This is a genomic window from Flavobacterium gelidilacus DSM 15343, from assembly GCF_000422685.1.
Lineage (GTDB): Bacteria > Bacteroidota > Bacteroidia > Flavobacteriales > Flavobacteriaceae > Flavobacterium > Flavobacterium gelidilacus.
In genome coordinates, this window is record NZ_KE383906.1 from 1 (window position 1) to 7,821 (window position 7,821).

General features: G+C 30.1%; 7 protein-coding genes. All 7 read left to right on the plus strand.

The genetic code is table 11. The features are described from left to right. On the plus strand, positions 1-1,065 hold a 1,065-nt coding region (locus G507_RS17805; RefSeq protein ID WP_245575632.1), incomplete at its 5' end, for a phage baseplate assembly protein V. A 3-nt stretch (positions 1,066-1,068) separates the two neighbouring features. Further along, positions 1,069-2,592, plus strand: a complete 1,524-nt coding sequence (locus G507_RS0116035) for a DUF3289 family protein (RefSeq protein ID WP_026718449.1) — start codon at positions 1,069-1,071, stop codon at positions 2,590-2,592. A 23-nt stretch (positions 2,593-2,615) separates the two neighbouring features. Further along, positions 2,616-3,050, plus strand: a complete 435-nt coding sequence (locus G507_RS0116040) for a hypothetical protein (protein ID WP_035666482.1) — start codon at positions 2,616-2,618, stop codon at positions 3,048-3,050. A 6-nt stretch (positions 3,051-3,056) separates the two neighbouring features. Then, positions 3,057-4,346, plus strand: coding sequence for a hypothetical protein (locus G507_RS0116045; protein ID WP_026718451.1), 1,290 nt, complete (start codon positions 3,057-3,059; stop codon positions 4,344-4,346). Positions 4,347-4,348: 2 nt separating this feature from the next. Continuing rightward, entirely contained in the window at positions 4,349-4,747 is a 399-nt protein-coding gene (locus G507_RS0116050) for a carboxypeptidase-like regulatory domain-containing protein (protein ID WP_026718452.1), read from the plus strand. Between the two features lie 96 nt (positions 4,748-4,843). Further along, positions 4,844-5,653: a hypothetical protein gene (locus G507_RS0116055; protein ID WP_026718453.1), complete on the plus strand. Its 810-nt coding sequence runs from the start codon at positions 4,844-4,846 to the stop codon at positions 5,651-5,653. Between the two features lie 21 nt (positions 5,654-5,674). Further along, on the plus strand, positions 5,675-7,821 hold a 2,147-nt coding region (locus G507_RS17430; protein ID WP_157496657.1), incomplete at its 3' end, for a DUF4280 domain-containing protein.

Consider the following 7,821-nt stretch of genomic DNA (forward strand, 5'->3'; position numbering starts at 1 on the left):
TACACACATCCAATTGAAGAAGGAAGTGCAAGAACCCATTTAGTAGATAGAGTCACGACACAATTGCAATCACGAGCTGCAGATTTAGTAACGGCAAAAGGAGACAGTGATGAAACGGGCTTACGAATTGGAGATGTAGTTTCCATTCAAGAATCAGCCTTTTCATTAACCGGGAACCTAATTGACGGCTTGCAAGAGCAAAACTTTGGAAGTTACATCATCACAGATATAACACATGTTTGCGAAGAATCAGGCTCGTATCACAACAGTTTTCAAGCGGTTCCAGAAGATGTAATGGCACCACCTTACGGGAATGTCCACAGTCATCCAAATGCAGATACACAAACCGCGATTGTGACAGACAACAACGATCCAGCAGGATTAGGAAGAGTACAAGTAAAATTCGCATGGCAAGAAGACAACACACCTTGGATTCGAATGACAAATCCACATGCAGGATCAGGCAAAGGAATGTACTTCATACCAGAAATTGGAGAAGAAGTACTAGTAGCTTTCGAAGCTGGAAATGCCGAAAAACCATTTGTATTAGGAACCATGTATAACGGAAGTGAAAGTTCCAGTTATGCTACTACTGGGAATGACATAAAAATAATTCAAACACGAAGTGGACACATAATCAAGTTTACAGAAGATGAGAGTATTATAATTACAGATAAAAGTGGAAATGAAATACATTTTGATACCGTTGGAAGTAACATTAATATTACCGCACCAAAAACCCTAAATATTAACGCTACAGACATAAATATTACGGCAAGTAATGATATAAATATATCAGCTGGTAATAATAAAACAATCGGTGTAGGTGCAAATCAAAATGTTTTTGTTGGAAATTCAAATAATGTAAGTGTTAGTGGAAATAACGCTTTAAATGTAGGTGGTGAGATGATTGAAACAATAATGGGTGACTTCAAGTCACACACTGAAAAAGAAAGAATTGTTAGCAGTGAAAAAGGCTATGAATCTTCAAGCAATGGTTCCATCAACAAACATTCTCAAAAAGAGATTCAGAACAATAGTGGTGAAAAAGCCAAAGCGCATTAAAAAATGACAAAGATTAGGATTGTAGGTGGTCAATTAATAGAAACAACAGGTGGTGATTATAATATCTACACCAAGGAAAGTATTGTCTATAGCGCTGCAACTACAATTACTGAAACAGGTGTGGATAAAGGTGTTAGTTATGGCAGTCCAGAAAATCCACCTGAAAGGAAAAAGTATTTTGTTAAGGGTTGGTGGTCATTAGATATAGAAGGCAACAAAATTATAAATTGTGCTTTACCTGCTATGACAGTTTATTTTCATCTTGAAACTATTAACATAAATAACGGTTCTCCTGTTTTTCTCACTTTATATGAAGAAGATAATAGCGAAGAAGAGGAAAATAGTACATCGGATGATAAAGATGATAAAATTACATTAGTTAATAAAAGCTCTCTAAAAGAAACAAAAGTTGAAATAGTAAATAATAATAAAATTATTATTCCAATTGAACTTAGCGGAATAACTAGTTTTTTAGCGAATGAAGTAGATAAAGTTTTAGAGTTATATTTTAGATGTAGTTATTTAAATGAAAATTCTCAATATCCAGCTAAAGTTGAAGATTATCTAAAAGTCGGAGAAATTGTTGCAGATCGCTATAAAATGCCTGGCTTAGATGAAAGTGGTTATGATATTGCAAGTGATTTATGTTTCGGTTTTGGAGTAAAAGGACCAAATCCTATATATGCATCAAATACTATAAAAAACTATATTGATCAATATTCAAAAAGTGGCTTTCTAAATAGTACACATAACTTATTTGTCAACAGCACTAATAAAAGCAATAAAAATGATAAGGCAAAGTATTCTAGGGAAGAATGCTATAATACAAAGTACAAACTGACAACAATTCCATTAATAGATTTCGATATTAATATTTCAACAGGATTTGACGTAAGGGTTTTCGATAGTTTATCAGATAACGTTCTTTTTTGGGACTTTGAAAAAACAGCAACGCTCTATTTTGCAAAAGGAGTTTTAGAAGGAAACTTGAAACGGATGATTGCCAAATTTAAATCAAATGAAGGTGGAATTTATGAAGACAATGTATTAACCGAAACCATCGTAAATAGTCAAGTAACCAAAGATTATTGCCAAGAGGTCGAAACGTATTTAGCAGAAAGTATTCAAAAAAACATTACGAGCTTAGATAAATTAGAAGATAAAAAACCATATTTTGGAAATTTTAATACTATAAAAGCAGATAGACAAAATAATAATAAAAATTTTTCACGTCCAATTTATAATGTTGAAAAGTTTGAAGGATTAACGATTGCCTTAAATGACATTTGGTCTACTCAAATTGTTGTTAAAGAACTAAAGAACCATAATAACAGTTATACATGTAAATACGAGGTAATTTTATGGGATCATTTTGGCTTAGATTTGCCAGATATGGAAAAGGTTTTTAATATTATCCCTAGTGTTGGAGAAGCATTCGTTTGCTGGTTTATTCTGCAACACTTAAGAGGGTATAAACCTTTTGTAACAAAAATTAAATTTGAAAAAGAGTTTGAAGGAACTTTTTAGTCTTATTTTTAAATAGTTTAAAAATGAATAAATTAATAATATTAGTAAGCTTTTTTATGATCTCATGTAATAATCAAGAAATGTTTATAAAATTGAAAAATCATTCCGGAATCGGTACTTTTAGTCGTGGAGAGAATGAAGGTGAAAATTTCTATTATCAAAGTATAATAGTTAAAAGCAGTTCGGATGATATAGAATCTATCAAAAATGAATTACTAGATTACCACTCAAAAAGCATAGGTTTTATTTTTCAAGAGGAAAGCACAATTCAATTTAGCTCTACTTTTTATAAAGAGAACAACAAGACATCGTATTTTATAACTAATAATGATGATCCTGGAGGTATTTCAAGTGAAATCCTTACAGATTATTATGACAAGTATGGTTTAGCAGAAGTAGTAACAAAACGAATTAAGAATTCTAAAGAATATACAACCGAAATTAGTTTTGCTAAATAAACTAAAATGACTAAAACAAGAATTGTAGGAGGTAAAATAACCGAAACCACAGGTGGAGATTACAATATCTACACCAAGGAAAGTATTGTCTATAGTGCAGCAACAACAATTACTGAAACTGGAGTTGAAAAAGGAGTGAGTTATGGTGATCCTGAAACTTATACTCCTGCGAAAATAGAATCAGAAATTGAAGTAAAAATTTTAAAGGATACTTTCTTGCCTTTAGGAATTCTAAATTTTAAAGGTGAAATTGAAAACAAGACTATTAAATTTGAAATTAGCTGCAAAAAAGGTAAAGCTGAAAATTTATTATTTTCTATTAAACATAATCAAACCACTGTCTATAATAAAGAAATTGATGTTGTCTTAAATGCTGGAGAAAAAACTATTTTAGAATGGGATGGATTTTCTAATTCCAAGATTTATGACAGCAAATTTTTCACGGATGGCGAATTAATAGCTGAAGTAACTGGAGCAGATAATGAGGCTTTTGATACGTTTAAATCTAAATATGATTTAGTAAAATGGATTGATATTAAAATTGATAATAATACTAAAACTATTGACGTAGCATTAAGAGTCGACATTAAAGACGGTGGTGCAAAAGGTATTAATGATGCAGATAAAGTTTCAGCCAAAGCAGTTGCATTCTATAGTAAAACACCCTACGAAGACCAAAATATTTCTTATGAAGAGTTAGAAAACATGGCTCTAGAAGGCATCAATACATATTGGAGTAGAACAAAATCAAATAATGCAAAAATTAAGAATGGAGGAGTTTCTATTAATGGTAATGTATATGAAGTCTGTATTCAATCATATCCAGATCAAGATGGTATGCCTGCTCCAGAAATAACTTATTGGACTAATACTAGACTAAATTTTTTGCAAGAGCGTTTCGGTGCTAATCGATCAAGAAACTGGTTTCTTTCAAGGAAATTATTTTATATAGAAGGTTATTATCATGAAGATGGTTATAGTCAACTTACAGATGATTGGTTTTATATAGATTCTATTTATGCCATGAAAAATTTTATTGAAACTGCAGCTCACGAATTAGGTCATGAAATATTAAAAGAATACATAGGTTTCGGAAAATCAATTACCCATAAAGGGTCATCATCAATTACCCAAAATCCTAATGGAAATTATTCATATCCTATTGAAGGAGAAATAGATATAATGAAATATACAGAAATAACAGAAACAAAGCCTTATGATTTTTATGATAGGGTTATAGCTGATGAAAATGATGTTTTAGGGCTGTTATGGTGTTCTAAATTAAATATAAAGTAATTATGAGAAAAGTTATTCTATTCATTTCGTTCAGTCTTCTTTCCTGTTCATCAATAAATAAGCAGCTTATCCAAAAAGAAATAAGAGGTACAGTTCTCAATGAAGAAAACCTTCCTGTCGAAAACGTTGAAGTAATTTTCTACAATGATGACAAAGATTTTGGATTTGTTCCAAACTATTTAAAAACAAATGATGAAGGAAAATTCATTGTGGAAAAAGTTAAGGTAAATGGAGATTATAGAACCTCAAGAATGCTTCAGAATCAATTGCCAAGTAAAATTATTTTTAAGAAAGAAGGTTTTAAATCAGATACAATAAAAATTGCAGATTATGATGATTTAAAAAGTGAGGTAATTCTAATAAACAAGAAATTAGAGACTTTAAGTGAGTTATCGTATTAAAAAATGTATTTACTATTATACAACGTAAATAGAGAACATTTTTTTAAAATTTGAATATTTTTTAATATAAATTAAAATTGAAATAAGAGTAACTTTATGACAGAATTCATAAATCCAAGTACCATTTTAAGTTCAAATTATTTTGAAGTAGTACATGAAATTACAATTAAAAGTACAGAAGTTGTAAATAAAGCAAAAGCTACTTATGATATTGTATTAAAATCAAAACGAAATGAAAAGTATGATGTTGAAATTAACAGATTAAAGTTTTTAGTTAATGAAAAAGAAATAGAAAATAAATTTCCGTTGATATCTAATCTTTACTTTGAAAGTATATTTCCCTTACAATTTAATATAAATAATGATTCATTAGAGTTATCAAACTTCAATGAAGTTCAACAAAGAGTTTATAAAACAGACAAATTCTTAAAAGAAAAGCACGTTGGAGAAGGTCTAGAATATATAAGTGTTCAATTTTTAGAACAGATTGAAAATCAAGAAAAAGCAAATTTATTTATAAAATTATTACCAATTGTAAGCATTATAAATTTGACCTTAAAGCGATATTCAAAAGAGAGTCATGTAGATTTTAATTGGAAAATTCCAACGATAGGTAATATCTTTTTTAAACTTAAGTCAGAAAAAAACAACAAAGATTCTATTGCATATAATGCTAATCAAATTGACAAAGAAGAATTTATAAAAATATTGAACACATACAGAATTCAAAATAAATATGATGCTATCACTGAAAAAGAGGATATAAACCTCGATATAGATTTCTCTTCAAATATAGATTACGAAGACAATAATTTAAACATAGTAGATTTAAACACAAAATGTAAAATAGGCTTAGATAAATATTTTGAATACGAAGAAAATATTACAATAAAATCAGTACTTTAGTACAACTATTAACAAGAAGCTATGGCTACACTAACTGAAGAAGAAAGAGACGCTAAAGTAGACGCGAAGCAACAAGAAACGGAACATAAAGAAGCCGAGCAGAAAGAACAAAAAGAGGCGGAAAAAAGTGAACACGAAGATAAATACTTTGTAGTTCATGGTGGAACATGTGTATGTGATAAAGCAGAAGTGCCAACAAAAGAAGCAGAAATTGTAGTAACAAAAAACACAAAATTGCTTATCAATTCCGACGATAAAAAATTTGCAGCTACAGAAGAAGATACCACAATGAAACCTCCGGCAGCAACTTTTGGAAAATGCACACTTAAACCTTCAAGTAGTGGTAACTTACCTTGTGCACCATCATTTATGCCAAAATGGGAAAAAGCTTATGACAAAAAAACTGTTGATGGTAAAAAAATTCTAACACAATTATCTACACTTCAATGTACAATTGGCGGAAAAATAACCATAAAAAAACACGGCCAAGAAGATAGCGTTGTAAAAGAACACGCCGAAAATACTGACGAAGCCGAACAATCCTTAATTAATTCTGCTGTTCCTCCACCAGTACTTGAAATTAAATACCCTATTGTATCTAGTATTGTATTAAAATCTTTAAAAGGAAATGCTAATTTTAAGGTAATCAGTTCAGAAAATGGTAATGGTGTTGAAAAAGTAGTTGTTAGATTAAACGAAGAAGCTACTTTTAAAGCAAATGTGAAAACTGGAAATATTGCCCTTACATCATGGGTAATTTATGATATTAAAGCAGGAAAAGCAGGAGAAAAAATAATTACTAATGAACAAATTGGCGATACTTATAAAAACGAATTTTCTACAATAGGAAACTTTAGAATTGAAGGATATGGTAAACCCAAAACGCAAGAATATAATAATGGTAAAAACAATAAAAACTATACAGATTGTTCTATAGATATTGAAGTAGTTGAAAATAAATTTGAAAAACTTGAACCAAAAGACGGAGAATTATTTACAAGAGTAAGTAAAGGAACTATCAAATTTAGACAAAATTTTCCTGCTACATTTCAAGCAAAATTCTTATTAGAACCAACAGCAGAAGAATTACAGAATTTAGTAATTCATGCAACTGATACTTCAGGTAATGTAATTCCTGATGGAACACAATCTGGAAAAACTTTTATTTTTACCCCAAAAAATTCAAAAGCAAAGTATACCATTACAGCAACTTACACTACTGATAAAGGAGAAGTTCTTGTAAAAAGTTTAAGTGGAGAGACAGAAAACACTTACGTAAACAGTATTTCTCATGCTGCAGAAATAATTCGTCCAGAAACTCCTATGCAATTTAAAGTTACTGGAACACAATTCGGAAATTCAATTACTTCTTCTGAAGGAGCAATTGTTAAATGGAATTTAAACGGACAACAAATCGGTACAGGTATTTGTATTGATATTCCAGGTGTACATTTTCTAAAAGAAGGCGATTATGTAGTTGAAGCTTTTGTAAACAGTGCAAATGCTACTGGAAAAGATGCTATAAATGAAGACGATGATTGGCATTTTAAAGTTAGTAATAACGATGTAGTAAGTTTTTCATATAGAGGTCAGCCTAAAGTAGGAAAAAAAATACAACTCGTAGCAGATAAGTTTTTAATGCCTCCTATTGAAGGTGAAAAAGTAGTTTGGAATGTTTTTGGAAAAACTTTAGAGAACAGCAGTTACGATAATCCAGTGTTAGATATAACCCCAGTAACTGCAAAAATAGAAAACGTTACATGTAAAATTGGACATAGAAAAGGTGTGAAACAATCTATTAATATTGTGCAAGCAAAAATAATTGACGCTTGTTTTGTTGATAATAATGGAATAAAAATAGAAAAAGCAAATTGGGGACAAACCGTTAACATTTATCTAAACACAGAATACCTTATTGGCGAAGAAATAAACATAGAAGTTTGGGATGATGATACTTTTTTTGATGATGGCGTTGGCAATAAAAGCATTAAAAGTTATGATGGCAAACCAATTCCATTAAAATTGGATAAAAATGTTAAAGATAAAACAGGTACTTTAGGCGAACTTTATGTAAAAGTTTTTGCTCCAAAATTAACTTTATTAAACCAAGGAAAAGGATTTCCTGGAGACGGATTAATAGTTGAAGATGTAATGTCATTTTCAAACGC

Coding starts and splice junctions, on each gene's coding strand:
- G507_RS0116035 (WP_026718449.1), top strand. CDS start 1,069: ATGACAAAGATTAGGATTGTAGGTGGTCAATTAATAGAAACAACAGGT.
- G507_RS0116040 (WP_035666482.1), top strand. CDS start 2,616: ATGAATAAATTAATAATATTAGTAAGCTTTTTTATGATCTCATGTAAT.
- G507_RS0116045 (WP_026718451.1), top strand. CDS start 3,057: ATGACTAAAACAAGAATTGTAGGAGGTAAAATAACCGAAACCACAGGT.
- G507_RS0116050 (WP_026718452.1), top strand. CDS start 4,349: ATGAGAAAAGTTATTCTATTCATTTCGTTCAGTCTTCTTTCCTGTTCA.
- G507_RS0116055 (WP_026718453.1), top strand. CDS start 4,844: ATGACAGAATTCATAAATCCAAGTACCATTTTAAGTTCAAATTATTTT.